The organism is Streptomyces sp. NBC_00539 (genome assembly GCF_036346105.1).
Lineage (GTDB): Bacteria > Actinomycetota > Actinomycetes > Streptomycetales > Streptomycetaceae > Streptomyces.
Map to the genome: position 1 here is coordinate 2,841,298 of NZ_CP107811.1, position 24,713 is coordinate 2,866,010.

Sequence of the window (24,713 nt, forward strand, 5' to 3'; positions counted from 1 at the left end):
GACGAGGGGCTGGTGGGGGAACGGGGCTGGTGGGGGCCTTCGGCCCTCAGGCCCGCTCGGCCACGGGCGCCTCGTGCGTGTCGCCCGGCTGCTCGGCGCGGTCGTCGTCCCGGGTGGCCGTCCAGGCGGCGCAGAACAGCAGCAGCTTCGCCGTGAAGTTGATCCAGAGCAGCAGGGCGATCGGCACGCCGAAGGCCCCGTACATGCTCTTCCCGGCGACCTCCCGGATGTAGCCGCTGAGCAGCAGTTTCAGCAGCTCGAAACCGGCCGCGCCGATGAGGGCCGCCTGGATCAGGCGCCCGCGCGGCGGGTGGACCCCGGGGAGCAGGGTCAGGAGGTAGAGCAGCAGCAGGAAGGCGGCCAGGACGCTGACGAGGAAGGCGCCCGTACGCAGGACCACGCCGCCCGCGCCGTGCCGGGGGACGCCGAGCACGTCGCCGAACTTGCCGACCGCGCTGGAACCGATGATCGAGGCGGTGGCCGAGGCCAGGCCGGCGCCGCCGAGGCCGAGCAGTACCAGCGCGTCCTTGCCCTTGCGGACGACGGGATTGCCCTGGTCCTCGTCGTCCTTCCGCCAGACGGCGCGCAGGCAGTCGCGCATCGAGCCGACCCAGCCGATGCCGGTGAAGAGCAGCAGGCCGCCCGCCACGAGGCCGACGGTGCCCGCGTTGGCGACGAGTCCGTTGAGGTCGAGCTGGTCGGAGATGCCGGGGACCTGGTGGGCCAGGTTCTGCTGGAGGCGGTCCAGCTGCTCCTGGCTGAGGAGTGCCGCGCCGATGGCGGCGGCCACCGTGATCAGCGGGAACAGTGCGAGGAAGCTGATGAAAGTGATCGCCGCTGCGAGCCGGGTCCAGTGGACGCGGTCGAGCCGCTCGTACGAGTGCCAGGCGTGCGTACGCATCAGGGCGGCCGCCAGCGGCCCGATCACCGGGATCTTCGTCAGCCAGTCCATGGGGTCACCGTAAATGGGATGCCGGAAATAGCCGGATTTGCACCGCTAGGGGACTACGGTCGTCGATTGTGACTTTTCGCCAAGCGCACTCGATGGGACGGCCGTTTCACGCCCTGGTCCTACGGAGGCTCAGGTTCCGCACCTTCCAGGCCCTGCGGCCCCTCCGTCAGGAGCGCCGTATGGCCGCCCCGGCCGCCTCGTTCGCCGGACCCGACTGCGCCGGGAGGCCCGCCGGGCCGGGGCCGAAAGGGTACTCGCGCAGCTTCCGCCAGACGCCGTCCGAGCCCTGCTCGTAGAGCGCGAAGCCTTCGCACAGCCACTCGGCGCAGTAGTCGGCGAGCGTACTGAACGCCACGTCCATCGCTTCCTCGGAGATCCCGTGGGCGACGGTGACGTGCGGGTGGTACGGGAACGCCAGCTCGCGCTCCAGCGGCCCCTCGGGGTCGCGGAGCCGGCCCTGGAGGAGGGTGCAGCCGGAGCCGCCCTCCACCACCTTGACGAAGACGACCGGCGAGAGCGGGCGGAAGGTTCCCGTGCCCTCCAGCCGCATCGCGAAGGCGCGGAAGCCCGCCGCGACCTCGGCGAGGTGGGCCCGGATCGCCGGGAGCCGGTCGGCGGCGACCTCGGTGGGCGGGACGAGGGTGACGTGCGTGGGGATGCCGTGCGCGGCGGCGTCCCCGAAGCCCGCGCGCAGCTCCTGGAGGCGGCTGCCGTACGGCTCCGGGACCGCGATCGAAACGCCGAGCGTTACGGTCCCCACGTGTGTCTCCTCCGTCTGTCGCTTCTGTCTGTCCCCGATGGGGTGGTGCCGCCTCAGTGTGGCGCCACCACCCCCCGGACCGCCAGGGCTCTCGTCGGTCAGTGCTTGGCGGGCAGGAAACCGAGCCGGTCGTACGCCTGGGCCAGGGTCTCGGCGGCGACCGCGCGGGCCTTCTCCGCACCCTTGGCCAGGACGGAGTCCAGCGTCTCCGGGTCGTCCAGGTATTCCTGCGTGCGCTGGCGGAACGGTGTGACGAAGTCGACCATCACGCCGGCGAGGTCCGTCTTGAGCGCGCCGTACCCCTTGCCCTCGTAGGAGGCTTCCAGGGCGGGGATCGACTCGCCCGTGAGGGTGGAGTAGATCGTGAGCAGGTTGCTGACGCCGGGCTTGTTCGCCGTGTCGAAGCGGATCTCGGCCTCGGTGTCGGTGACCGCGCTCTTGATCTTCTTCTCGGTGACCTTGGGCTCGTCGAGGAGGTTGATCAGGCCCTTGGGGGACGACGCGGACTTCGACATCTTGCTGGCCGGGTCCTGGAGGTCGTAGATCTTCGCGACCTCCTTGACGATGTGCGCGGCGGGCAGCGTGAAGGTCGGTCCGAAACGCTGGTTGAAGCGCTCGGCCAGGTCCCGGGTGAGCTCGATGTGCTGGCGCTGGTCCTCGCCGACGGGGACGGCGTTGGCCTGGTAGAGCAGGATGTCGGCGACCTGGAGGATCGGGTACGTGAACAGGCCGACGGTGGCGTTGTTCACGCCGCCCTTGGCGGACTTGTCCTTGAACTGGGTCATCCGGCTGGCCTCGCCGAAGCCGGTGATGCAGTTCATGACCCAGCCGAGCTGCGCGTGCTCGGGGACGTGGCTCTGGATGAAGAGCGTGCAGCGCTCGGGGTCCAGACCGGCGGCGAGCAGCTGCGCGGCGGAGAGCCGGGTGTTCGCGCGGAGGTCCTTCGGATCCTGCGGCATGGTGATCGCGTGCAGGTCGACGACCATGTAGAAGGCGTCGTGCGTTTCCTGCAGGGCGACGTACTGCCGGATGGCTCCGAGGTAGTTCCCGAGGTGGAACGAACCGGAGGTGGGCTGGATGCCGGAGAGCGCGCGAGGACGATCAGAAGCCATGGGTTCATTCTCTCAGGTGCGGGGGCGGGCTCGGGCCCGCCGCTGGCCGGAACCTTCCGGGTCGCGACCCCTGCCCCGCCGAGCCGGCCCCGGTACCGACCGGTAGCGCCCCGACCGGATCCCGCCCCGGCCGAGCGACCGCTTTCCGCTGGTCGTGCGGGCTGGGACGGGACCGCGGGGCGCCCGCACCACACAGCCCCGCCGGCCCCACCCGGCCCCGCCGGCGCTTGAGGCGCGGGTCCGGGCGGAGCCCGGTGCCCGGCGGAGCCGGGTTCCCAGGGGGCTCCGCCCCGGACCCCGCGCCTGCCCCGCGCGGCGGGGCTGGTTCGCCGCGTCAGGAGAGGGGGAGCCCCGGGGCCGGGAAGGCGGCCATGAGGTCCGAGACCTCCGCGCGGATCGCGGTCAGCGTCCGCTCGTCCGCGGAACCGGCCGCGTCGACCGCCCGCGCGATCCAGTCCGCCACCACCGGCATGTGCTCCACCGACAGCCCCCGCGACGTCAGCGACGGCGTCCCGATCCGGATCCCCGACGGGTCGAACGGCTTGCGCGGGTCGAACGGCACCGTGTTGTAGTTCACCACGATCCCCGCCCGGTCCAGCGCCTTCGCCGCCACCTTCCCCGGCACCCCCCGCGAGGTCAGGTCCATCAGGATCAGGTGGTTGTCCGTACCCCCGGACACCAGGTCGAACCCCCGCTCCAGCAACGACGCGGCCAGCGCCTTCGCGTTGGCGACGACCGCGTGCGCGTACGTGACGAAGGCCGGCTGCGCCGCCTCGTGCAGGGCCACCGCGATGCCCGCCGTCGTCTGGTTGTGCGGGCCGCCCTGGAGGCCCGGGAAGACCGCCTTGTCGATGGCCTTCGCGTGCTCCTCCCGGCACATCAGCATCGCGCCGCGCGGACCCCGCAGGGTCTTGTGGGTGGTCGTGGAGATGACGTCCACGTGACCCGCCGGGCTCGGGTGCGCCCCGCCCGCGATCAGGCCCGCGATGTGCGCCACGTCCGCGACCAGGAGGGCGCCCGCCTCCTTGGCGATCGACGCGAAGGCCGCGAAGTCGATCGTGCGCGGGAGCGCGGTACCGCCGCAGAACATGATCTTCGGCCGCTCGGCGAGGGCGAGGTCGCGGACCGCGTCGTAGTCGACGAGCCCGGTGTCGGCGCGGACCCCGTACTGCACGCCCCGGAACCAGGAGCCCGTCGCCGAGACGCCCCAGCCGTGCGTGAGGTGCCCGCCCATCGGCAGCGCCATGCCCATCACCGTGTCGCCCGGCCGGGCGAAGGCCAGGTACACGGCCAGGTTCGCCGGGGAACCGGAGTACGGCTGCACGTTCGCGTGGTCGACGCCGAACAGGCCCTTGGCCCGCTCGACGGCGAGGGCCTCGACGCGATCGATGTTCTGCTGGCCCTCGTAGTAACGGCGGCCCGGGTAGCCCTCGCTGTACTTGTTCTGCAGGACGGTGCCGGAGGCCTCCAGCACCGCCGCCGACACGTAGTTCTCGCTCGGGATGAGGCGGAGCGTCTGCGCCTGGAGGGTTTCCTCGGCCGCGACGAACGACGCCAGCTCGGGGTCGGTCGCGGAAAGGGCGGGATGGCGGCGCGCTGTCATGGCGGTCCTCCGGGGTCGATGTCTGGTCTCGTCCCCGCGAGGCCCAGGCGAGCGGCCCTGTGTGCGGTCCTGCCCGCACGACTCCCCCGGAGTCGTTTCCCCGTGCGCCAGTCGCCGTGCGTACGGCCCACCTTAGCGGGCACGCCACGAGAAAGGTTTCTCCGTCCGGTATACGAGCGAACATGGAAAGTGACGCCACCCTCGTCGACTGCCTGACGGACGATCGGAGACCCCGTGTCGAAGACTGCTGATGCCATCCGCTCCGCCGACGCGCACAGCGCGCACAACTACCACCCGCTCCCGATCGTCGTCTCGTCGGCGCAGGGCGCGTGGATGACCGACGTGGAGGGCCGCAGGTACCTCGACATGCTCGCCGGCTACTCGGCGCTCAACTTCGGCCACGGCAACCGCCGTCTGATCGACGCCGCCCGCGCGCAGCTGGAGCGGGTCACCCTCACCTCCCGCGCCTTCCACCACGACCGCTTCGCGGACTTCTGCACCGAACTCGCCGCCCTGTGCGGCAAGGAGATGGTGCTGCCGATGAACACGGGTGCGGAGGCCGTGGAGACGGCGGTCAAGACCGCCCGCAAGTGGGGGTACGAGGTCAAGGGCGTCCCGGACGGACATGCCAAGATCGTCGTGGCGGCCGACAACTTCCACGGCCGGACCACCACCATCGTGTCCTTCTCGACGGACCACGAGGCCCGCGACCACTTCGGGCCGTACACCCCCGGGTTCGAGATCGTGCCGTACGGGGACCTCACCGCGCTCTCCCACGCCCTGACCTCGAACACCGTGGCCGTGCTGCTGGAGCCGGTCCAGGGCGAGGCGGGCGTCCTCGTCCCGCCGGCCGGCTACCTCCAGGGCGTACGGGAACTCACGCGCGAGCGGAACGTCCTGTTCATGGCGGACGAGATCCAGTCGGGCCTCGGCCGTACCGGCGAGACCTTCGCGTGCGCGCACGAGGGGGTCGTGCCGGACGTGTACATCCTCGGCAAGGCGCTGGGCGGCGGCGTGGTCCCCGTCTCCGCCGTGGTCGCCGACCGGGACGTGCTGGGGGTGTTCCGGCCCGGCGAGCACGGGTCCACCTTCGGCGGGAACCCGCTGGCCTGTGCCGTCGCCCTGGAGGTGATCGCGATGCTGCGGACCGGCGAGTACCAGCAGCGCGCCACCGAGCTCGGCGACCACCTGCACCGGGAGCTGAACCTGCTGGTGGGCAGTGGCGCCGTGACCGCCGTACGGGGCCGCGGCCTGTGGGCGGGCGTCGACATCGACCCGGCGCGCGGCACGGGCCGGGAGATCTCCGAGAAGCTGATGGAGCTGGGGGTGCTGGTGAAGGACACCCACGGATCGACCATCCGGATCGCCCCTCCGCTGGTGATCAGCAAGGAGGACCTGGACTGGGGCCTGGACCGGCTGCGGACGGTGCTGGCCGTCTGACGGGACCCGTCCGAGGGGCCTAGAGGATGACGTGGGGCAGGAAGCGGGCGTACTCGTCCGTGACCGGCCCCGCCGATTCCCGGATGCCCAGTCCCGCCGCCTCCTCCTCGACGACCCACGCGCCGAGCACCACCCGGTTGCCGTCGAAGTCCGGCAGCGGGGCCAGGGCCTGGAAGACGTACGTCTCGTCCTCCTCCGGCGCGAACGGCTCCCCGCCCACCGGGTGCAGGGTGACGCCCGCGCCCTCGCGGCCCAGCAGCGGCTTGGCCGCGAACCCGGTGGTTCCCGCGAGCTCGCGCGGCCCGTCGAGATAGGCGGGCAGCAGGTTGGGATGCTCGGGGAAGAGCTCCCACAGGATCGCCAGCAGCGCCTTGTTGGCGAGCAGCATCTTCCACAGGGGCTCGATCCAGCAGGTGCTGCCGGAGCCGCCGCCGTGGTCGTACGTGGCGAGGACCTGCGGGCCGAACGCGTCCTCGGCCAGCCACTCCCACGGGTAGAGCTTGAAGCAGCTGCGGATGAACCGCAGCCTGTCGTCGACGAACCGGCCGGACAGGCTGTCCCAGCCGATCTGTTCCACGGACAGGGCGTGCGTGGCCAGACCGGCCTGCTCGGCGGTCTCCTGGAGGTAGGCGACCGTCATCAGGTCCTCGCCGAGCTCATCGGTCTCGGAGTGCGCGAAGTGGACGGGCCCGGGGGGCAGCAGTTCCGCCTGCCGGCGCCACGCTTCGACGAGGCGCTCGTGCAGCGAGTTCCACTGGTCGGCGCCGGGGAAGCGTTCCTCCATCCAGAACCACTGCGGGCTCGCCGCCTCGACCAGGGAGGTGGGGGTGTCCGCGTTGTACTCCAGCAGCTTGGCCGGGGCGCCGCAGTCGTCGTAGCGCAGGTCGAAACGGCCGTAGAGGGACGGCTGTTCGGCGCGGCGCCGCCAGGACTCGGCGATGCGGGCGGCGAGTTCGGCATCGTTGATGCCGAGGTCCGCGAAACGGTTCTGCTCGACGATGTGGGCGGCCGCGGCGAGGCACATGGCGTGCAGCTCCTCGACCACGTTCTCCAGCGCCTCGACCTCGGGGAGCGAGAAGGAGTAGTACGCGCTCTCGTCCCAGTAGGGGCGCAGGGAGTCGTCGGGGTAGCGGGTCAGGGGGTAGATCAGGCCCTGCTCCTCGACGGTCTTCTGCCAGTCGGGGCGGGGCTCGATGGTGTGCCGCTTCACGGGGGCCTTCCTCAGCCGCCGCTGGAGCTGCCGTGGCCGCCGATGCCGCCGCGGGTGACGGCGGACTTGTCGAAGCTGCCGCCCTTGACCCTGCCGCTGCTGGTGGTGCCGCCGTAGTAGTACGCGCCGCGGCCGCCGCTGCTGCACTCCTTCTCGTTCAGCTTCTGCAGGGTGGCGCGGTCGGCGCAGCGCTTGTCGGGCTCGCTGCTGCCGCACGCCACGAGGGTGGCGGCGAGCAGTCCCATGCCGCCGAGGGCGACGGCGCCCGAGCGCATGCGGCGCCGGGTCGTGGTGTCGGTGGTGTCCATGTACGGGTTCGCTCCCCCTGGGTTGCGTTGCCCGACAGCCTAGAGCGGTGGGGCGGGGGGATGGAATCCGGCCGTCGTCACACCCTTGTCACGACGGTGACCTACAGTCTGTTCGTGCTGATTGGGATGGTTTGCGCGCTGGGGGCGGCGGTCTGTTTCGGAACGGCGTCGGTCTTGCAGGCGGTGGCCGCGCGGGCGGCGGAGCCGGGCACGGGGTCGGGGGTGGACGCGGCCCTGCTGCTGCGGGCGGTGCGGCAGTGGCGGTACCTGGCGGGGCTGGGCCTGGACGCGATCGGGTTCGTCCTCCAGATCGTGGCGCTGCGGCACATTCCCATCTACGTCGTGGGGGCCGCCCTCGCGGCGAGCCTGGCGGTGACGGCGGTGGTCGCGGCGCGGCTGCTGCGGGTACGGCTGAGCCGGGCGGAGTGGGGGGCCGTCGCGGTGGTGTGCGGGGGGCTCGTGATGCTGGGGCTGGCCTCCGGCGAGGAGGGCGCGCAGACGGGGCCGCCCTGGCTGGGGCCGGCGCTGCTGGTCGTGGCGGCGCTGGTGCTGCTCGCCGGGGCGGCTGCGGGCCGTCTCCCCGGGCGCGCCCGGGCCCTCGCGCTGGGCCTGGCGGCGGGGACCGGCTTCGGGGTGGTGGAGGTGGCGGTCCGCCTCATCGACGGCCCGGACCTCTCGAACCCGGCGCTGTACGCCCTGCTGTTGGGCGGGGGCGCGGCGTTCCTGCTGCTCACGTCGGCGCTCCAGCGGGGTTCGGTGACGGCGGCGACGGCGGGGATGGTCCTGGGCGAGACGGTCGGCCCGGCGGTGGTGGGCGTGGCCTGGCTCGGGGACCGCACCCGGGAGGGCCTGACGTGGCTGGCCGTCCTCGGCTTCGCGGTGGCGGTCGCGGGATCGCTGGCGCTGGCCCGCTTCGGCGAACCGTGACGCGGGCCGGGTACCCGGCCGGTGACCGAGGGGGGTGCCGGGTGCCCGACCGGTGACCGCAGGAGTCAGCCGAACCCGGCGCCCGCCGGCACCTACGGGAGGGCCGCCAGGAGGGCCGACAGGGTCGGCGACCACGCGCTGTCCGGCGGGTTGCCGTAGCCGACCACCACCGCCTCACGCGGCGGCAGGTCCGAAAGGGGGTGGCGGAAGGCCGACAGGCCCTCCAGGGCGAGGCCCTGCCCGGCCGCCGCCTGGAGCACCGGCCGCTCCATGCCCCGCGCGAGGTCCAGGACCACGTGCAGCCCCGCCGCGATGCCGGCGACCCCCGTCACCGACGCCCTGGCGGAAACCGCCTCGACCACCGCGTCCCGGCGCCTGCGGTACCGCGTGCGCATCCCCCGCACGTGCCGGTCGTACGCCCCGGACCGGATGAACTCGGCCAGCGTCAGCTGCTCCACCGCGCCGGAGGTCCAGTCGGTGTGGCCCTTGGCCGCGAGCACCTCCTCCAGCAGCGCTTGCGGCACCACCATCCACCCCATCCGCAGCCCCGGCGCCAGGGACTTGCTCGCCGTCCCCAGGTAGACCACGCGGTCCGGGTCCAGCCCCTGGAGCGCGCCGACCGGCTGGCGGTCGTAGCGGAACTCCCCGTCGTAGTCGTCCTCCAGGATCAGGCCGCCCGTGGTACGCGCCCAGTCGACCGCCGCCGTCCGCCGCTCCGGCGTCAGCGCGACCCCCGTCGGGAATTGGTGCGCCGGGGTGAGCAGTACCGCGCCCACCGCCTTGCCGGGCAGTTCGTCCGTCCGCGCCCCGGCTGCGTCCAGCCGCAGCGGGTGCGTCCGCAGCCCGGCCCCCGTGAGCAGTTCCCGGTGTACGCCGAGGCCGTACCCCTCCACCGCCACGTCCCGTACCCGCCGCCCCCGCAGCACCTTCGACAGCAGCATCAGCCCGTGCGCGAACCCCGCGCACAGCACGATGCGCCCGGGGTCCGCGTAGACGCCGCGCGCCCGCGCCAGGTACCCGGCCAGCGCCTCGCGCAGCTCCACCCGGCCCCGTGCGTCCACCGCGTACCCGAGCGCCTCGTTCGGGGCGCCCACGAGCGCCCGTCGGGTCGCCGCCGCCCAGGCCGCGCGGGGGAAGCCGCCCAGGTCCGGCGAGCCGGAGATCAGGCTGTACGCGGGCCCCCGGTGCACGGGGGGACGTACCCGGGCGGCGGGCGCAGCAGCGGTGCGGCGCGGTCTGGCCCGCTCCGCGACCCGGGTGCCGGAGCCCTGGCGGGCCGTCAGCCAGCCCTCGGCCACGAGTTCCGCGTACGCCTCCGCGACCGTGTTGCGGGCGATGGCCAGGTCCGCCGCGAGGGAGCGCGAGGACGGCAGCCGGGTCCCGGGCGCCAGCCGCCCGCTGCGCGCCGCCTCGCGCAGGGCCTCGGCCAGCCCGGCCCGCAGACCCCTTCCGGTGGCGAGGTCGAGGTGCAGGTCGGCGCCGAAAGTGGCCCAGGATTCCGTCATGGATGTGGACCATATCGGCGGGCTGCCCGCCTCATACGGTGGGGGCATGACGACGAACGAAGCCACCGGATACGCCCCCGAAGAGCCCGCCCGCCTGAACTGGTACAAGCACGCCCCCGAGGTCTACAAGGCGATGGTCGCCCTGGAGATCGCGTCCAAGAAGGACCTCGACCCGGTCCTGGTGGAGCTGGTCAAGACCCGTGCCTCGCAGCTCAACAACTGCGCCTTCTGCCTGGACATGCACACCAAGGACGCCCTGGCGGCCGGCGAGCGCGTCGAGCGCCTCGTCCAGCTCTCCGCCTGGCGCGAGTCCCGGCACTTCTACACCGAGAAGGAGCTGGCGGCGCTCGCACTGACGGACTCGGTGACCGTCCTCACGGACGGTTTCGTTCCCGACGAGGTCTACGCGGCCGCCGCCGGGCACTTCGAGGACACCGAGCTGGTCCAGCTGATCGCCGTGATCACGACGATCAACGCCTGGAACCGGTTCGGCGTCACCTGCCGGCTGGTCCCGGGCCACTACAAGCCGGGCTCCATGGGGCACTGAACCCCAACCGGCGGGTACCGGCGCTCGCCTCAGCCGCCCGGCCGGAAGGCTTCCAGCGCCGCCGTGTGGTGGCGGAGGGTGACCGTCCAGTCGGCGGCCGGGCCGGCGGTCAGGACGGCCCACTTGGCGCCGTCCTGGGTGCGCGAGACGCGCTCCACGCCCCGGCGCCGCCCGTGGGACTCCACGCTGTCGTACTCGTAGACCAGTTCCGCGGCGTCCGCGGAGCCCGGCACCTGTCCGACGCGGATCTCCTCGTAGCCCGAGGTGCGGGCGCGCAGGTCGGTGGAGGCGCCTTGGACGGCCCCGAGCGGGCTGAGATCCGCTTCGCTGACGCGGAAGACCTGGAGCAGGGAAGTCCGGTCGGGTGAGCGGTAGAAGACGCCGCTCTCGGCCTCCTCCCGAAGCCAGCCGGTGGGCACGGCGAGGGTGAACCCCTTGGGATCCCGGACCGTCTCGTGCGCCGCGTCCGCACTGGGGCCGCTGCTCGCGGACGGGCTCCCGGAGGGGCTCCCGGACGACGAGCCGAGCGGCGACCGCGACCCGGACGCGCCGCCGTCCGCCGGGGCGCTCGACGCCGACGCCCCCGCGTGCGGTGACGGCTGACCGGAGCCGCGCTCGACGAACCAGACGGCGGCCGCCCCGATCGCGAGGGCGGCCACCGCGATGCCGGCCGTGGTCGGCGTCAGCCACCGCCCGCCCGGCCCCCCGGGGCGCGGGGGCCCCGGCGGTACGGGCGGCGGTGGCGGCGGGCCCGGCAGCAGGTGCGGGTCGTACGGGGGCGGCACCGAAGGCAGGCCCCCCTCGTGCACCGGCGGCCGGCTCCCGTCGTAGGCCTGCGGGGGGCTCCCGTCGTAAGCCTGCGGTGCGGTCGGCGCCAGCGGGTCGTACGCCGGCGGTGCCTGCGGCGTCGCGGCGGGGGCGGAAGCGGGGCCCGGGGCCGGGGTACCGGCGGGGGCGCCGGCCGGGGCGTCCCACACCCAGCGCTGCGTGCGCGCGTCCCAGCGGGGTGCACCCTGCGGCTGCGGGGCCACGGCTCAGCCCCCCAGCGTGATCAGCAGCTCGCCCAGCGCGGTCGCCGCACAGACCGACTCCACCAGCGGGGCCCAGCGCTCCAGCGCCCCGCGCAGCCGGGCGGCGAGCCCGGGCCGGATCTCCCGCGCCGTCTCCAGCTCCTCGGCGGCCCCGTCCAGTTCGGCGTCCAGCGCCGACCGGTCCTCGCCCCGGGGCAGCCGTACGAGGGCGGCGCGCAGCTCCAGTACGGCGTCGAGCAGCACCTGCGGCGTGGGCGCCTCGGCGCCGGCGCCCCCGTGCCGGACGGTGTTCGTGTTGTTGCTGCCGCCGATGCTGAACGCGCTGCCGGTGATGTCGCCGAGCGTCACGGACGGCTCCGCCGGGCCCCCGCCCGTCGTGCCCGCACTGTTCCCGTCAGTTGCCACCGCTGCTCCCCTTGCCCCTGCCGCTGTTGTGGTGACCGGTGTTGGTGTTGTTGCTGCCGCCGACGCTGAACGCGCTGCCGTTCACCGACTGGATGAACACCCCGCCCTCGGCGACGTTGACGGCGCGCTTCGCGAACTCCTCGGTGTGCCAGCCCGCTTCGTGCAAGGCGACGATAACGCCGCCGACCACACGGTCCTGAACCGTTTTCAGGAAGCGGTCCAGGTCCATCAGGTGGAACAGCGACCCGTTGTCCTCGGAGGCGAGTTCGCGCACCGACAGGCGCGGCCCCTCGGGCCGGGCGCCGCCGTGGCCGCCGGTCACGATCCGCCACCAGCTCGCGAGGCCACGGCCCAGGGTGGTGACGGAGGCCGCGATGGAGCCCGGGGTCTGCCGCAGGGCCGCGACCGCCTTCCCGAAGCCGTTGTTGTTGCGGTAGCGCTGGGCGTCGGCGTCCGCGTTGTGGAAGGCGACGTCCACGGGGAGCAGCACGTGCGGCGCCACTTCCAGCATCATCATGCCGCCCTGGGTGTGGACCCGTACGAAGACGGTGACGACGAGGTTCTCGTCCCAGCCGCCCACCCGCACGCGCAGGAAGTGCCTGCGGCGCTCGCCGCCCTCCTCGACGGCTGCGGCCCGCTGCTCCGCGTACTGGGCGTGGATGGCCTGGGCCGCGTCCCGGTGCGGCAGCCCGTTGGCGGGCAGGAACACGCACTCGTCGACGACGAGTTCCCGCAGCCGGTCACCGACGGCCGCCTCGGCCTCCAGGGAGCCGTGCGGCGAGGGCACCCGCAGCCGCTCCAGCAGCGGCGCGATCTTGGAGATGAGGTGGGCGTTGGTGACCGGCGTCGGCTTGCGGTCGGGGCCGAGGTCCTCGCGCGGGCGCAGTTCGACGGAGAGCTGCCAGGGCCGGTAGGCGTCACCGGCGCCGCAGAACGGGTCGTTGACGTCGTACATGATCACCGGCGCGTGCTGCTCGGCCCGGATACGGGCGCGCACGCGATGGAAGCGCACACCCGGGGCCGCTTCGGCCGGGTCGCCGGCGTGGTCGGCGTAGCGGCGCTCGTTGAGGTCGGTGGCGATGGTCCGGTAGACGTGGCCGCGCTGGAGGCCCACGACGACGACCACGGCGGCGAAGACGACGGGCACCCACCAGAAGACGGCGGTGGCCGCCGCGGTGTTCCCGAAGGACGGGGTGAAGAACAGGGCGCCGGGGCCGCCCGAGTCGCCGAGCATGCTCATCAGGGCGAATCCGCCGAAGGCGAGGAAGAGCAGGGTGAAGGCGAGCACCACGAAGACGTAGACGCGCAGGATCACGGCCAGCGCCCGCAGCAGCGGCGTGCCCCGGCCGCGCAGCCAGTCGGCGAAGCTCAGCAGGAGGAACGGGACGAGCAGCAGCATGAGCGCGCCACCGGTGAGGAGGGAGCCGACGAACCAGGCTCCGAGCACCCCGGCCGCCCAGCCGAGTTCGGCGCGGCGCGCGCGCAGCGCGTGGGCGAGCACCCGGGAGGCGTCGAAGCCGTAGGAGGGGGCGACGATGCGCTCTTCGTGGACGTAGAGCTCGTCGATGACCCGGTCGCGGAATCCGGCGTCGAGGTACGTACCCGCGCAGAGGAACCGGCCGGCCTCGCTGAGCGAGGGGTGTACCGGCGGGCGGCCGGCGCGGGGATCGCCCCAGCCGGCCGGACCGGTCGACTGGTGGGGAATCGGGGTCTCGGTCACCGACCGACCTTAGGTTCCCCCTACATCACGCGATAGGCCGAATCGCGCCAAAACGCCCCGACCAGGTTTGGCCGGGGCGTTTCGTCGTTCGTATTGGTTCGAACGGGCCTGACCGGTCAGCGGTCCGGCCCGGCCGGTCAGATCAGACCGAGCTCGCGCACCGCGTCGCGCTCCTCGACCAGCTCCGCCACGGACGCGTCGATGCGCGTACGGGAGAACTCGTTGATGTCCAGGCCCTGGACGATCTCGTACTTGCCGTCCTTGGTGGTGACGGGGAACGAGGAGATGATGCCCTCGGGGACGCCGTAGGAGCCGTCCGACGGGACACCCATCGAGGTCCAGTCGCCGGCGGCGGTGCCGTTGACCCACGTGTGGACGTGGTCGAGGGCGGCGTTGGCGGCGGAGGCGGCCGAGGACGCGCCACGGGCCTCGATGATCGCGGCACCGCGCTTGGCGACGGTCGGGATGAAGGTCTCGGCGAGCCACTGCTCGTCGTTGACGACCTCGGCGGCGTTCTTGCCGGCGATCTCCGCGTGGAAGATGTCCGGGTACTGGGTCGCCGAGTGGTTGCCCCAGATGGTGAGGCGCTTGATGTCGGAGACGGCGGCGCCGGTACGGGCGGCCAGCTGCGAGATCGCGCGGTTGTGGTCCAGGCGGGTCATCGCGGTGAACCGCTCGGCCGGTACGTCCGGGGCGGCGGCCTGCGCGATGAGCGCGTTGGTGTTGGCCGGGTTGCCCACGACCAGGACCTTGATGTCGTCCGCGGCGTGCGCGTTGATCGCGGCGCCCTGCGGCTTGAAGATGCCGCCGTTGGCGGAGAGCAGGTCACCGCGCTCCATGCCCTTGGTGCGCGGGCGGGCGCCCACGAGCAGCGCGACGTTGGCACCCTCGAAGCCCTTGTTCGGGTCGTCGAAGATGTCGATGCCGCGGAGCAGCGGGAAGGCGCAGTCGTCGAGCTCCATGGCGGTTCCCTCGGCGGCCTTCATGCCCTGGGGGATTTCGAGGAGCCGGAGCTTGACCGGCACGTCCGCGCCGAGGAGGTGACCGGACGCGATGCGGAAGAGCAGCGCGTAGCCGATCTGGCCGGCGGCGCCGGTGACGGTGACATTCACGGGAGTGCGGGTCATGGCCTTCTCCGTTAGACAGCTGGCGGTGGGGCGTCCCTGCCCCATGTGCTGGAGGACGCCGCTCCCCTGTCCTCTAAATCTTGACGTGAAGAGACATCCGCGGTCAGGCTATCCGACCCCGGGGGCGGCTAACCCACAGGCCCGTGTGGTGCGTGGCACACGGACCCGGATGTTCGAAGGCCGGACGGCCGCCCGGGCCCCGAATCCACCCCGCCGCGCGGCTAGCGGACCGTGAAGCGGACCGCCGTCTCCAGGAACGGGACGTGCAGCGGCGGCTTGGGTTCCATCACCAGCGCGAGCAGGGTGATGGCCACGCCGAGCACCCCGTAGGTCAGCAGGTCCGTGAACCGGGAGCGGACGGCGAGCATCCCCACCGACGGCAGCACGCGCCGCATCACGGCGGCCGCGATCAGGGCGATCCCGATGATCAGGCAGCCCACCCGCGGGTGGCCCGTCGCCGTCGTCAGCAGCCCGGCCGCGGTGGCGGCGAGGACGCTGAGCATCGGCCACTGCCGTGCGGGCGCCGGGGCGTCCCCCGGAGCGGCCCGGCCGCCGCCCTCGGGCCGGGCGGTGTCCCGGGTGACGGAAGGGAACCGGCGGGACTTGGGGGCCTCGGCAGGCCCCTGGTCCCCCTCGCCCCCGGCCGGGCCGGTGGTGTGCTCAACCCGCACTGGTGGTCCGTTCCGCCGCCTCGACGACATTGACGAGCAGCTGGGCGCGGGTCATCGGGCCGACGCCGCCGGGGTTCGGGGACAGCCAGCCCGCCACCTCCGCGACCCCCGGGTGCACGTCGCCGACGATCTTCCCGCTCTCGTCGCGGCTGACGCCGACGTCGAGCACCGCCGCGCCCGGCTTCACGTCCTCCGGCTTGACCAGGTGCGGGACCCCGGCGGCCGCGACGATGACGTCCGCCTGCCGCAGCAGGCGCGGCAGGTCGCGGGTACCGGTGTGGCACAGGGTGACCGTGGCGTTCTCGGACTTGCGGGTCAGGAGCAGCCCGATGGAGCGCCCGACGGTGACGCCGCGGCCCAGGACGACGACGTGGGCGCCGTTGATCTCCACGCCGTGGTGACGCAGCAGCGCCACGATCCCGTACGGGGTGCAGGGCAGCGGGCCGGGCTCGTTGAGCACCAGCCGGCCCAGGGACATGGGGTGCAGTCCGTCGGCGTCCTTGAGCGGATCCATCAGCTCCAGGACGCGGTTGGTGTCGATGCCCTTGGGGAGCGGGAGTTGCACGATGTAACCCGTGCACTCCGGGTTCTCGTTGAGTTCCCGGACGACCGCCTCGATGTCCTCCTGGGAGGCGGTGGCCGGGAGTTCGCGCTGGATGGAGGCGATGCCGACCTCCGCGCAGTCCTTGTGCTTGCCGTTGACGTACCAGCGGCTGCCCGGATCGTCACCGACCAGCAGGGTGCCGAGGCCGGGGGTGACACCCCGGGCTTTCAGCGCCGACACGCGGGCGGTCAGTTCGGACTTGATCGCGGCTGCGGTGGCCTTGCCATCGAGAATCTGGGCGGTCATGCCCCCATCCTCCCGGATGGAGCGGCCCCGGTTCCACTCAAGGCCCCCGGCGGGCGTCCGGCGGGCGTCCGGCGGCGTCCCGGACCCTCTTGGTCATTTCATTGCACTTGCACAACAAGTCCCGACCGCTGTGCGAACCGGCTGGACAATCCCCCTGCGCCGGGACCACGATGACGGGCAATGAGTGCCGCGGGCAGTGCCGGGGGGTGACCGCAAAACGCAGTGTTTCCTCCGAAAGTGCCGTGCGTCCCCGCACTTCCACGGAGGAACAACCCAAAGATGAGCTTCGGCGACCCGAACAACCCGTACGGACAGCAGCAGCAGCCGCCGCAGGGCCAGCCCGGCTACGGTTACCCGCAGCAGGCCCCCCAGGGCATTCCGCCGCAGGGCGTCCCCCCGCAGGGCCAGCCCGGTTACGGCTACCCGCAGCAGCCGGGCCAGCCGCCCTACGGTGCGATGCCCCCGGCCCCCGGCACGCTCCAGGCGAACAACGGCTACATCAACGTGGCCGGCCTCGGCACCGTCGAGGTGGCGACGATGGGCCGCCGCTTCGGCGCCCGTCTGATCGACGGCCTGGTCATCGGTGTCCTGTACTCGATCCTCAGCGCGATCGGTGTCGCGAGCGCCTTCGGCGCGTCGAAGAGCATCCAGGACTGCACCGGCCTGGACTACGCGTCTTCCGCGTACCAGAGCTGCGTCAACGACCAGGCCGAGGCCGCCGGCGGCATCATCGCCACCTTCTTCGGCGTGATCCTCGTCTTCTTCGTCGCCACCCTGCTCTACGAATGGCTGATGATCGCGTTCGTGGGCGCGACGGTCGGCAAGCTGGCCCTGGGCCTGAAGGTCGTCAAGGAGAACACCGGCCAGGTCCCCGGCATCGGCGGCGGCTTCATCCGCTGGATCATCCCGATGGTCGGCGCGTTCCTCTGCGGCATCGGCCAGATCCTGGTCTACCTCTCCCCCTTCTTCGACAACTCCGGCAAGCTGCAGGGCTGGCACGACCGTGCCGCCGGCACGATCGTCGTGAAGAAGTAAGCGGTACCGCTCGCAAGACGGCGAAGGCCGCGCTCCCCGGACGGGGGGCGCGGCCTTCGCCGTGTGCGGGGTGCGATCAGTGGAAGAAGTGACGGGTACCGGTGAAGTACATGGTCACGCCGGCCGCCTTCGCGGCCTCGATGACCAGCTCGTCACGGACCGAACCGCCCGGCTGCACGACGGCCTTGATGCCGGCCGCCGTCAGGATCTCCAGCCCGTCCGGGAACGGGAAGAAGGCGTCGGAGGCCGCGTACGAGCCCTGCGCGCGCTCGGCGCCGGCCCGCTCGACCGCGAGCTTCGCGGAGTCGACCCGGTTGACCTGGCCCATGCCGACGCCGACCGAGGCGCCGTCCTTGGCCAGCAGGATCGCGTTGGACTTGACGGCCCGGCAGGCCTTCCAGGCGAAGGCGAGCTCGGCGAGCTCCTCGGCGGAGAGGGGCTCGCCGGTCGCGAGGGTCCAGTTCCGCGGGTCGTCGCCCTCAGCCTGGAACAGGTCGCTCTGCTGGAGCAGCGCGCCGCCGGAGACGGGCTTGAGGTCACCCGGCTGGTGCGGGGTGCCGTCGACCTTCAAGACGCGGATGTTCTTCTTCTTGGCCAGGACCTCGACCGCGCCGTCCTCGTAGCCGGGGGCGGCGATGACCTCGGTGAAGATCTCCGCGACCTGCTCGGCGAGCTCGACGGTCACCGGGCGGTTGACGGCGATGACGCCGCCGAACGCGGAGAGCGGGTCACAGGCGTGCGCCTTGCGGTGGGCGGCGGCGACGTCCGCGCCGACGGCGATCCCGCACGGGTTGGCGTGCTTGATGATCGCGACGCAGGGCTCTTCGTGGTCGTAGGCGGCGCGGCGGGCCGCCTCGGTGTCCACGTAGTTGTTGAAGGACATCTCCTTGCCGTGCAGCTGCTCGGCGTTGGCGATCCCGCCCGGCTGACCGTCCGTGTAGAGGGCGGCCGCCTGGTGGGGGTTCTCGCCGTAACGGAGGGTGGACTTGCGCTGCCAGGCACCGGCCAGGAACTCGGGCAGGACGGCCTCGGGCTCGGGCGCGTAGCCGTTCGTGAACCAGGAGGCGACGGCCACGTCGTAGGCGGCGGTGTGCTGGAAGGCCTCGGCCGCGAGCCGCTTGCGGGCGGTCAGGTCGAAGCCGCCGCCCCGGGCTGCGGTCAGGACGTCGGCGTAGCGCTCGGGGCTGGTCACGACGGCGACCGAGGGGTGGTTCTTGGCGGCTGCGCGGACCATCGAGGGGCCGCCGATGTCGATCTGCTCGACGCACTCGTCGGGCGTGGCACCGGACTGCACGGTGGCGAGGAAGGGGTAGAGGTTGACGACGACCAGGTCGAAGGGCTCCACGCCCAGCTCGGCCAGCTGGCGCCGGTGGTCCTCCAGGCGCAGGTCGGCGAGGATGCCCGCGTGCACGCGGGGGTGCAGGGTCTTGACCCGGCCGTCCAGGCACTCGGGGAAGCCGGTCAGCTCCTCGACCTTGGTGACGGGCACCCCGGCCGCGGCGATCTTGGAGGCGGTGGAGCCGGTGGAGACGAGCGCGACGCCCGCCTCGTGCAGGCCGCGGGCCAGCTCTTCCAGTCCCGTCTTGTCGTAGACGCTGATCAGCGCACGACGGATCGGCCGCTGGGTCGTGGTCGGGTCGTTGCTGCTGTCTGCGGTCTCTACGGCGGTCACTGGATTGTTACCTTTCGTCCCTCAATGCGGTAGCCGTGCCGGGCCAGGCGCCCCACGACGTCGACGAGCAGCGTGCGCTCGACTTCCTTGATGCGCTCATGGAGAGCGGCTTCGTCTTCCCCGTCCCGGATCTCGACGACACCCTGGGCGATGATGGGGCCGGTGTCCACGCCGCTGTCCACGAAATGGACGGTGCAGCCGGTGAACTTGGCGCCGTAGGCGAGGGCGTCGCGGACGCCGTGCGCGCCCGGGAAGGCGGGCAGCAGGGCGGGGTGGGTGTTGATGAACCGGCCGCCGAAGCGGTCCAGGAACTCCGGCCCGACGATCTTCATGAACCCGGCGGAGACCACCAGGTCCGGCTCGTGGGCGGCGGTGGCCGCGGTGAGTGCGGCGTCCCACTCCGCGCGGGTGGCGTACGCCTTGACCGGGCACACGAAGGTCGGGATCCCCGCCTTTTCCGCGCGCTCCAGGCCGACGATGCCGTCGCGGTCGGCGCCGACGGCGACGACCCGGGCGCCGAAGCCCTCGGGGCCGTCGGGGTGGGCGTCGATGGCGTCGAGCAGGGCCTGGAGGTTGGTGCCGGAACCGGAGACCAGCACGACCAGGCGAGAGGCGGCCATGGGAGGCCCTTTCTTGGGGGGCATCGCTTGCACTTGTACGGTCATACGAAACTCCGGGTCCCCGATATACGGGGAACCATACGAAGCGGCGGACCGCCTGCAACGATACCGGCACACGGGACCGCCCCCGGGGGACGGGGGCACGGCCGGGCGGTAGCGTGAGGCGACGCGACGTGGCTCACGCCGACGCGCCGACGCCACGCCCACGACACAGGGGAAGTAACGCACTCGATGCCGGACCGCCGTCAGCCCGACTCTTCGACCGACGACAACCCCTTCGCAGCGCCGCCCGAGGGCAGGCCCGACGAGCCGTGGCAGCCGCGCGGCGGCCCCGGTCACACCGGCCCCGGCGGCCCCGGCCAGGACCCGGCCCCCGGGGGTCCGGCCCGCTGGGACCCGACGGACCCGCTCCAGCGCCGCGCCCGCTACGCGTTGTTCGCAGGCATGTGGGGGTTCTTCTTCGGCGTTTTCGGGATCCCGTCGGTGGGCCTCCTGCTGGGCGCACTCGCGCTGTACTGGGGCATCAGCGCCCTCCGCGCCGGCGTCGCCGACCTCGGCCCGGCGGCCCGCCCCCAGCGCACGGCGGCGGTCAGCGGCCTGGTGACGGCGACGCTCGCCCTGCTGCTGGCGTCGAGCTCGTACGCGGTCCAGCTGGCGTACAAGGACTTCTACGTCTGCCGCGACGACGCCCTGACGCGCACGGCCGAACTCGAATGCAACACCCTCCTCCCGGACAACCTGGTGGGCAAGGCCCTCAAGGTCCGCCAGTAACCGACCGACGGGGGTTACCGGCCCGCCGGGGCAGCCTCAGCCCCGCGGGGCCAATCCCAGCCCCGCCGACAATTCCAGGCCCGCCGGGGCAATTGCAGGCCCGGCGGGGCATTTTCAGCCCCGCCGGCGTTTGAGGCGCGGGGTCCGGGGCGGAGCCCCGGCAACGGCGCCGCGCCCGTCAGACCGCCGGCCGCCGCGACAGCACCCGCGCCCCGGACACCCCCGGCACCAACTCCGCCGCAACCGGCACGGCCGCCACCGCCCCCGACGGCGCGTCACCATCCGCGGCCGCCACCGCCCCCGACGGTACGTCACCATCCGCGGCCGCCACCGCCGCAGGCGACCCACCACCCTCCCCCTCAACCGCCGCCACCGCCGGCGGCTCGGCAACCCCCACCGACTCCACCGCCGGGGCGACCATCGGCACGGCCGCCTCCCGCAACGCCGCCCACCTCAGCTCCCGCACACCCGGGTCGTGCCACTCGTCCGCCACTTCCACCGCCCCCGCCCCCCTCACCGGCCGCACCCGCCACCCGTGCACCGCCACGGCCACCGGCACGGCCAGCACCACCGCCCACCCCACCGCCGCTCCCCCCACCTGCCACCACACCGGCCCGAACCGCACCAGCTCCCGCGATCCCAGCGGCCCCGCCGCCACCGCCGCGAGCCCCGCCATCAGCACCCCGCACACCACCGCCCCCAGCACCGCCGTCCACGCGGTCTCCCCGTACGAGACCTCCCGCGCCCGCCGCACCGCGAACCACCCCACCGCCAGCCCCGCCACGACCGGCACGGCGAACGCCGCCCACGTCAGCGGCGTCCCCGCCCCCGCCCCCGGCAGCGCCGCCAGCAGCGGGAACCTCGGCAGCGCCGCATGCGATCCCACAGAGCCGAACGGTGTCGCCGTCGCCCCCGCACCCAGCGCGAAGCCCGGCCCCAGGCCGTAGGCCGCGCCCCACACCATCGCGTTCGGGACCAGCGTCACCGCCAGCAGCAACACCGCGAACCGCCCCGACCACACCCCGGTCAGCCCCAGGAACGACCCCCGCACCTCCGCCCCGTGCCACACCAGCGACGCCCCGACCAGCAGCACGCCACCGCCCACCAGCACCAGGGCCCCCGCCGCACCCGAGCGCAGCGCCAGCTCGTAACGGGGGCGCGCGATGGCCCTCCGTACGCCCCCCGCCGCCCAGCCCGGCACCCACCGCGGGAACTCGCCCAGCGGCCTCCCCCGCGCCGCCCACACCCCGCTCGCTGCGGCCAGTACGGCCACCAGCGGCACGTGCCACGCCGCGCTCAGCGGGTCGGCCGGCATGGGACCGACCGAGGCGTAGACCGTCGCCAGCGCCCCGACGCCGAGGTAGCCGCAGGTCACCGCCGAGAACACGACACCGGCCGGCAGCACCTCGTCGTCGCCCGGGCCGTCCGCCCGGCCGTCGCCCGAGGCGCTGCCCAGCCGCGCGGCCCGCCGCATCAGCAGCACCGGCAGGGCCACCAGCAGCAACGGCGTCACCCCGACGGGTGCGGGCACCCCCGACAGGGTTTCGTAGCGCACGAGTTCGGTCCCGTGGGCGAGCAGCCACAGCCCGGCCGCGAGGTGCAGCGCGCCGCCGGGGCCGCTGTCCGGATAGGGGGAGCTGATCCACAGCACGATCACGAGCACGGCCAGGAAGCCGAGCCCCAGTCCTGCGGCCACGGCGCCGCCCAGCACACACGCGGCGGCCGCCGGCGAGCGGCGCCGCACGGAGGCCGGCGGGGCCGCCGGCAACGAGGTACCGCGTTCGGTCACTTGGGTCACCCCGTCATGGTGCCAACGACACGCGCTATGGGTGGGTAACAGGCGAATGTCCGTGGTGTCGCCCAATATACGTTTATGTACTTTTTCGCGCAGAGCTACCGGGTCGCGGGGAGAGTGGCATGACACAAGGCGTCGGAACGACCTCCGCCTCAGGAGAGGCCGACCTGCCCTCCCCCCAGGAACGCCGAAGGCTGCGCGAATCCGCGGAACTGACGCACGGTGAGGTGGCGGCGGCCGTCGGGGTCAGCCCTGCCACGGTCCGCTCGTGGGAGAACGGGCGGACGCAGCCGCGGGGCCGGAAACGAAAGGCCTACGCCCGTTTCCTCACCCGCCTCGCGGCGTCCGCCGACCCCGCCGAACCCGCAGCCCCGGCCCCGGCCGCCGGGCCTCCCGACACCGCAACCCCCCGAGCCCAGACCTCGGCCACCCGGGCCCCGGCCGCCGACGCCCCCGCGGCCCACGCCCCCGACACCCCGAAGGGTTCCGGCCCCGGCGCCGTACGGGTCTCCCCGGCCCCGGCGCGGCCCGTCGGCTCCCGCAAACGGCCCAAGGTGGCGGCCAAGCGGGCCCCGAAGCCGCCGGCCGGCTCCTCGCGCCACGACGGCAAGACGCCCGGCAAGGCCGCCGGGAGCAACCACATCCCGCTCCCCCCGGAGCCCCCGGAGCCGCGGCCCGAGCCCCAGCCCCGGCCGCCCGCACCGCAGGCCCCCACCAACCCCGCTCCCGCCCCCGGGTCAGACACGCCCACCGCCACGGCAGAGCCCGACGCCACGGCAGAGCCCACCGCCACGCCAGAGTCCGATGCCGTTGCCGAGCCCGAAGCCCCCGTCGACAGCGGCCCCCTGACCCCCGCCCAGGTGTACGACGCCCTGTACGCCTACGCCGCCCCGGCCCTCGTCCGCCAGGCGTACCTGCTCACCGGCCGCCGCTCCCTCGCCCTGGAGGCCGTCGAAAAGGCGTTCCTCCAGGCCTGGGCGCGCTGGCCGGAGGTCGCCACCGACCCCGATCCGGTGGGGTGGGTGCGCGCGGCCTCGTACGAGTACGCCCTCTCCCCCTGGCACCGGTTCCGACGGGCCTTCCGCCACCCCGACAAGGCCCCGGCCGAAGCCGCCGACCGGATCACGATGGACGCCCTGCTCGCGCTGCCGACCGCGTACCGCCGCGCCGTCCTGCTCTACGACGGCGTCGGCCTCGACCTCCCCGACACGGCCGCCGAGATCGAGGCGTCGACGCCCACGGCGGGCCTGCGCCTGCTGAACGCGCACGCCGCACTGGTCGCCCGGATCCCCGAGCTGGCCGCCCTGCCGCCCGCGCAGCGGTCCGCCCGGCTGCGCGAACGCATGGGTTCGGTCCGCCCGGCCGTCTCCCTCGAACCGCGCCCGGCAGCCGCCGTACGCACCTCCTGCGAGCGCCGCTCGCGCGCGCTGAGCCGGGCGGCGCTCGGGCTGACGGCGGTGATCGCGGTGGCGACGGCGTACACGGCGACCACGGCTCCGACCCAGTACATCCCGCCGCTCGCACCGGGTTCGAGCGTCTCCGGGGTCCCCCCGCTCAGCGGGCCCCAGCGGTTCACCGAGCAGAGCAAGGAGCTGCACGACAGGCTCCGCTCCGAGCCGGCGGCCGGACCGGCCCGCCTCGCTCCGAAGTCCGAGTGAGCCGGGGCCGCACACGGCAGGAACGGGCGTGGCCCGCACCCGTGAGGGGTGCGGGCCACGCCCGTAGGCACGTACGGCTCCTGCTTACTGAGCGGCGTTCAGGATCTCGCGCGCCAGCTTGGCCGTCTCGGTCGGCGTCTTGCCGACCTTGACGCCCGCGGCCTCGAGGGCCTCCTTCTTGGCCTGTGCGGTGCCGGAAGAACCGGAGACGATGGCGCCCGCGTGACCCATGGTCTTGCCCTCGGGGGCGGTGAAGCCCGCGACGTAGCCGACGACCGGCTTGCTGACGTTCTTCGCGATGAAGTCCGCCGCACGCTCCTCGGCGTCGCCGCCGATCTCGCCGATCATGACGATGAGGTCGGTCTCGGGGTCCGCCTCGAACGCCGCGAGGGCGTCGATGTGCGTGGTGCCGATGACCGGGTCGCCACCGATGCCGACGGCGGAGGAGAAGCCGATGTCACGGAGCTCGTACATCATCTGGTAGGTCAGCGTGCCGGACTTCGACACGAGACCGATGCGGCCGGGCTTGGTGATGTCGCCCGGGATGATGCCGGCGTTGGACTGGCCGGGGGTGATCAGACCCGGGCAGTTCGGGCCGATGATCCGGGTCTTGTTGCCCTTGGCGGTCGCGTACGCCCACAAGGCGGCGGAGTCGTGCACCGCGATGCCCTCGGTGATGACGACGGCCAGCGGGATCTCGGCGTCGATGGCCTCGACGACGGCGGCCTTGGCGAAGGCCGGCGGGACGAAGAGGACGGAGACGTTGGCGCCCGTCTTCTCCATCGCCTCGGCGACCGAGCCGAAGACCGGGACCTCGGTGCCGTCGAAGTCGACGGTGGTGCCGGCCTTGCGCGGGTTCACGCCGCCGACGATGTTGGTGCCGTCAGCCAGCATCAGCTTGGTGTGCTTCATGCCCGTGGCACCGGTCATGCCCTGGACGATGACCTTGCTGTCCTTGTTGAGGAAGATAGCCATGTGAGTCTGTGACCTCTGC

Annotated in this window: 23 protein-coding genes and 1 riboswitch; of the genes, 6 read left to right on the plus strand and 17 right to left on the minus strand. The window is 73.1% G+C overall.

Going from position 1 to position 24,713, the window contains the following annotated elements:
* Positions 1-46 precede the first annotated feature (46 nt).
* The 4 genes from OG861_RS12445 to glyA form a co-directional block, all read right to left on the minus strand.
* Positions 47-952 (minus strand): YihY/virulence factor BrkB family protein, encoded by a 906-nt coding sequence (locus tag OG861_RS12445; RefSeq protein ID WP_329197675.1) that lies wholly within the window; start codon positions 950-952, stop codon positions 47-49.
* Positions 953-1,118: 166 nt separating this feature from the next.
* On the minus strand, positions 1,119-1,712 hold the full coding sequence (locus tag OG861_RS12450) for a 2'-5' RNA ligase family protein (RefSeq protein WP_329197673.1): 594 nt from the start codon (positions 1,710-1,712) through the stop codon (positions 1,119-1,121).
* A gap of 98 nt (positions 1,713-1,810) precedes the next feature.
* A complete protein-coding gene (gene trpS / locus OG861_RS12455) occupies positions 1,811-2,824 on the minus strand; it encodes a tryptophan--tRNA ligase (RefSeq protein ID WP_329197671.1) in 1,014 nt (337 codons plus the stop codon).
* A gap of 334 nt (positions 2,825-3,158) precedes the next feature.
* Positions 3,159-4,427 (minus strand): serine hydroxymethyltransferase, encoded by a 1,269-nt coding sequence (gene glyA, locus OG861_RS12460; RefSeq protein WP_329197670.1) that lies wholly within the window; start codon positions 4,425-4,427, stop codon positions 3,159-3,161.
* Positions 4,428-4,461: 34 nt separating this feature from the next.
* Positions 4,462-4,552, minus strand: a riboswitch (ZMP/ZTP riboswitch).
* Between the two features lie 109 nt (positions 4,553-4,661).
* On the opposite strand from glyA, the gene rocD reads away from it, so the two are divergent.
* Positions 4,662-5,867 carry an ornithine--oxo-acid transaminase gene (rocD, locus tag OG861_RS12465; RefSeq protein WP_329197668.1) on the plus strand — a complete coding sequence of 402 codons (1,206 nt, stop codon included), beginning with the start codon at positions 4,662-4,664 and terminating at the stop codon, positions 5,865-5,867.
* 19 nt (positions 5,868-5,886) lie between these two features.
* On the opposite strand, the gene OG861_RS12470 is transcribed toward rocD, so the two are convergent.
* A complete protein-coding gene (locus tag OG861_RS12470) occupies positions 5,887-7,077 on the minus strand; it encodes a glutathionylspermidine synthase family protein (protein WP_329197666.1) in 1,191 nt (396 codons plus the stop codon).
* An 11-nt stretch (positions 7,078-7,088) separates the two neighbouring features.
* Entirely contained in the window at positions 7,089-7,385 is a 297-nt protein-coding gene (locus OG861_RS12475; protein WP_329197664.1) for a hypothetical protein, read from the minus strand.
* 126 nt (positions 7,386-7,511) lie between these two features.
* Here OG861_RS12475 and OG861_RS12480 point away from each other — a divergent pair, with 126 nt between their 5' ends.
* A complete protein-coding gene (locus OG861_RS12480; RefSeq protein ID WP_330261976.1) occupies positions 7,512-8,312 on the plus strand; it encodes a hypothetical protein in 801 nt (266 codons plus the stop codon).
* A gap of 92 nt (positions 8,313-8,404) precedes the next feature.
* On the opposite strand, the gene pdxR is transcribed toward OG861_RS12480, so the two are convergent.
* Positions 8,405-9,817, minus strand: a complete 1,413-nt coding sequence (gene pdxR / locus OG861_RS12485) for a MocR-like pyridoxine biosynthesis transcription factor PdxR (RefSeq protein ID WP_329197663.1) — start codon at positions 9,815-9,817, stop codon at positions 8,405-8,407.
* A 46-nt stretch (positions 9,818-9,863) separates the two neighbouring features.
* On the opposite strand from pdxR, the gene OG861_RS12490 reads away from it, so the two are divergent.
* Complete coding sequence (locus tag OG861_RS12490) at positions 9,864-10,364, plus strand: carboxymuconolactone decarboxylase family protein (RefSeq protein ID WP_329197662.1); 501 nt, start codon at positions 9,864-9,866, stop codon at positions 10,362-10,364.
* 29 nt (positions 10,365-10,393) lie between these two features.
* On the opposite strand, the gene OG861_RS12495 is transcribed toward OG861_RS12490, so the two are convergent.
* The 6 genes from OG861_RS12495 to OG861_RS12520 all read right to left on the minus strand — a co-directional run bounded on the left by OG861_RS12495 (position 10,394) and on the right by OG861_RS12520 (position 16,168).
* Positions 10,394-11,395: a hypothetical protein gene (locus tag OG861_RS12495; RefSeq protein WP_330261703.1), complete on the minus strand. Its 1,002-nt coding sequence runs from the start codon at positions 11,393-11,395 to the stop codon at positions 10,394-10,396.
* A gap of 3 nt (positions 11,396-11,398) precedes the next feature.
* A complete protein-coding gene (locus OG861_RS12500; protein ID WP_330261704.1) occupies positions 11,399-11,800 on the minus strand; it encodes a hypothetical protein in 402 nt (133 codons plus the stop codon).
* Positions 11,790-13,520, minus strand: coding sequence for a hypothetical protein (locus OG861_RS12505; RefSeq protein WP_329197655.1), 1,731 nt, complete (start codon positions 13,518-13,520; stop codon positions 11,790-11,792). The genes OG861_RS12500 and OG861_RS12505 overlap by 11 nt, the downstream gene beginning before the upstream one ends.
* 137 nt (positions 13,521-13,657) lie before the next feature.
* The gene (locus OG861_RS12510; protein ID WP_329197653.1) at positions 13,658-14,647 is read right to left on the minus strand and encodes a malate dehydrogenase; all 990 of its coding nucleotides are present in this window, start codon (positions 14,645-14,647) and stop codon (positions 13,658-13,660) included.
* 221 nt (positions 14,648-14,868) lie between these two features.
* On the minus strand, positions 14,869-15,318 hold the full coding sequence (locus tag OG861_RS12515; RefSeq protein WP_329197650.1) for a DUF3017 domain-containing protein: 450 nt from the start codon (positions 15,316-15,318) through the stop codon (positions 14,869-14,871).
* Positions 15,308-16,168 carry a bifunctional methylenetetrahydrofolate dehydrogenase/methenyltetrahydrofolate cyclohydrolase gene (locus tag OG861_RS12520; RefSeq protein ID WP_329197648.1) on the minus strand — a complete coding sequence of 287 codons (861 nt, stop codon included), beginning with the start codon at positions 16,166-16,168 and terminating at the stop codon, positions 15,308-15,310. Before OG861_RS12520 ends, OG861_RS12515 begins: the two co-directional genes overlap by 11 nt.
* A gap of 279 nt (positions 16,169-16,447) precedes the next feature.
* On the opposite strand from OG861_RS12520, the gene OG861_RS12525 reads away from it, so the two are divergent.
* Positions 16,448-17,203, plus strand: coding sequence for an RDD family protein (locus OG861_RS12525; protein WP_329197646.1), 756 nt, complete (start codon positions 16,448-16,450; stop codon positions 17,201-17,203).
* 76 nt (positions 17,204-17,279) lie between these two features.
* Here the strand turns inward: OG861_RS12525 and purH are convergent, their stop codons facing one another.
* On the minus strand, positions 17,280-18,875 hold the full coding sequence (gene purH / locus OG861_RS12530; RefSeq protein ID WP_329197644.1) for a bifunctional phosphoribosylaminoimidazolecarboxamide formyltransferase/IMP cyclohydrolase: 1,596 nt from the start codon (positions 18,873-18,875) through the stop codon (positions 17,280-17,282).
* Positions 18,872-19,495 carry a phosphoribosylglycinamide formyltransferase gene (gene purN / locus OG861_RS12535; protein WP_329197642.1) on the minus strand — a complete coding sequence of 208 codons (624 nt, stop codon included), beginning with the start codon at positions 19,493-19,495 and terminating at the stop codon, positions 18,872-18,874. Before purN ends, purH begins: the two co-directional genes overlap by 4 nt.
* Positions 19,496-19,726: 231 nt before the next feature.
* Between purN and OG861_RS12540 the strand changes: the two genes are divergently transcribed.
* Positions 19,727-20,266: a hypothetical protein gene (locus tag OG861_RS12540; protein ID WP_329197640.1), complete on the plus strand. Its 540-nt coding sequence runs from the start codon at positions 19,727-19,729 to the stop codon at positions 20,264-20,266.
* 178 nt (positions 20,267-20,444) lie between these two features.
* On the opposite strand, the gene OG861_RS12545 is transcribed toward OG861_RS12540, so the two are convergent.
* Complete coding sequence (locus OG861_RS12545) at positions 20,445-22,064, minus strand: cell division protein PerM (RefSeq protein WP_329197638.1); 1,620 nt, start codon at positions 22,062-22,064, stop codon at positions 20,445-20,447.
* Between the two features lie 119 nt (positions 22,065-22,183).
* Here OG861_RS12545 and OG861_RS12550 point away from each other — a divergent pair, with 119 nt between their 5' ends.
* Positions 22,184-23,719, plus strand: coding sequence for a helix-turn-helix domain-containing protein (locus tag OG861_RS12550; protein ID WP_329197636.1), 1,536 nt, complete (start codon positions 22,184-22,186; stop codon positions 23,717-23,719).
* A gap of 84 nt (positions 23,720-23,803) precedes the next feature.
* Here the strand turns inward: OG861_RS12550 and sucD are convergent, their stop codons facing one another.
* Complete coding sequence (sucD, locus tag OG861_RS12555) at positions 23,804-24,694, minus strand: succinate--CoA ligase subunit alpha (RefSeq protein ID WP_330261705.1); 891 nt, start codon at positions 24,692-24,694, stop codon at positions 23,804-23,806.
* Positions 24,695-24,713: the final 19 nt, after the last annotated feature.